This is a genomic window from Chromatocurvus halotolerans, assembly GCF_004340525.1.
Taxonomy (GTDB): Bacteria; Pseudomonadota; Gammaproteobacteria; order Pseudomonadales; family Halieaceae; genus Chromatocurvus; species Chromatocurvus halotolerans.
The window spans coordinates 1-1,767 of sequence record NZ_SLWX01000039.1; the positions used below are offsets into that span (position 1 = coordinate 1).

General features: G+C 53.4%; 3 protein-coding genes. All 3 read right to left on the bottom strand.

The genetic code is table 11. The annotated features are described in order from the left end of the window. Positions 1–287 precede the first annotated feature (287 nt). Complete coding sequence (locus tag EV688_RS17280) at positions 288–701, bottom strand: hypothetical protein (RefSeq protein WP_117319738.1); 414 nt, start codon at positions 699–701, stop codon at positions 288–290. A 297-nt stretch (positions 702–998) separates the two neighbouring features. After that, positions 999–1,292, bottom strand: a complete 294-nt coding sequence (locus tag EV688_RS17285; RefSeq protein WP_117319739.1) for a hypothetical protein — start codon at positions 1,290–1,292, stop codon at positions 999–1,001. Between the two features lie 270 nt (positions 1,293–1,562). After that, on the bottom strand, positions 1,563–1,767 hold a 205-nt coding region (locus EV688_RS17615; RefSeq protein ID WP_207895413.1), incomplete at its 5' end, for a hypothetical protein.

Consider the following 1,767-nt stretch of genomic DNA (forward strand, 5'->3'; position numbering starts at 1 on the left):
CTTGGATTACAGCAGCCCCAACGATTTCGAATCAGCCATGGCTGAATTGAAGAAAGCGGCTTAACTGGGTTGTCACAAATTGCTTGACCACTCCAGATCCCAACAAAACACCGAGTGCCAGGTTGATCGCAGTGTGGGACCAGTCGTCAGCCTGCATTTGCCATCCCCCACTCATACGACGATCTTCCACTCTTTCGAAGCTGATAATCAATCAGGTAGTGGGTATCGATCGTCTTTGCGGGGTGCCAGGACGCTACACTGGCGAAGGACATGTGCTGCCAGGCACGTTATTCAGCGAGCAGCGATTCCGGCAAACAGAGGAAGTATTGCTCCTTGACACTGGTGTTCTGGCCGTACAGCGCAACAAACTGGTCCCAGCCTTCGTCGCCCTTGGCCTCGTCCGCAGGCTCGCCGGCCGGCGCATTGACATGCAGCGTCGCGACACGGGTAGAGTCGCTCAACAGGCTGTCGGACTCCTCATCGTATTTCATTAAAGGGACTACGATCTGTTCGTTATCGCTCACGCCATTGTCTCGGTACCATTTCTGATGTGCGAGCGATGCTTCCTTGAGACCAGCCTCGGATCCTCCTTCGACATAGTCGGAGATTCGAAGGATGGAAATAACGCCATCACAGGTTTCTGCCGTTGTGACAGATGAGACAAGGAGAGCCGCAGTAGCGACGAGTGTGCGCAGAATCATATTGCCATTCCTTATGTGTTTTAGTTGACGCAAGAATAGGACAGAAGCCCGAGAGAGATTATGAATTTTTGATGACAGCCGTGGTTTTTCTGATCGACCTGAAACGTCTCCTAAGGGTAGGGTGCCGTCATGCAGCTTGTATGACCGCGAGCTGCGCCTTCCGACCCGCCGCGGACTGAGATTTGGCGTCGGCGTGGTCGTCCCTGCCAAATTATTCCCTGTTACCCACGAAAAGAAGCAAAGTGCGTCAGACGGAGACGCGGCCGCTTTGCGGACGAGGCTACCAATTCAATACAGTTAGTCCTGTGCACAGATATCATATATTGGATTTGCAGCGTCTGAGGCTTTCTTCGCTGCGGAAAGCAACAGGTCACTCGCTTCGCGCAGGCCCGTCGCGGACACCTCAACACGTCGGGCGAAAACATCAACGGACATTCCAATACCCACCGCCGCTCCAAGCAACTCTGCGTTAGCGAACTTTAATTCATCGACGCTGGCGCAGAACGTTTTACGATCAAGCTCAATGACGTCACCTTGGGAATAGGCCTGCTGCCTCAGCAGAAGCGCGATGAGAAAAATAAAGGTTTTCATTGATGATCTCATGGTTTTTTCCTCGCATGAATTTATTGTCCACTCAACCCACTCTCCCTTACGGATGCTTGTGTTCCAGCGCCCGAGTGCGGCTCGCCGCCGCCGCTGATTGCGCGGTAGCTCGACGTCCGCTTACACCTCACAGAGGCCACAGCCATTCTAAAAAACGCAAGCAATAAAAAAACCCGCACTAGGCGGGCCAGTGAAAGTAAAAAGCCACCCAGCTTGGGAGGAAAGTAGGTGGCCAGTCGCTAGCGCTAAACCGCAATATTAGGCGGCTTTCGAGACCTTTTCTTTAATGTCAATCAAGCGGTGGCTGATAGGCTCAAAGACATTGCCAGAGACTTTAACTACGGTGCCAATATTGGCAGCGGCCTGGTTGCGTATTCCGGCGAACGTGACCGCCCGTTCCGGGCATCGTGACCGACTTGCACACCGATGCTCGCTGGCGACGGCATTTTTACACTGACCGGTC

Excerpts from the sequence above, each read along its gene's own strand:
- EV688_RS17280 (WP_117319738.1), bottom strand. The coding sequence starts at position 701 with ATGATTCTGCGCACACTCGTCGCTACTGCGGCTCTCCTTGTCTCATCT.
- EV688_RS17285 (WP_117319739.1), bottom strand. The coding sequence starts at position 1,292 with ATGAAAACCTTTATTTTTCTCATCGCGCTTCTGCTGAGGCAGCAGGCC.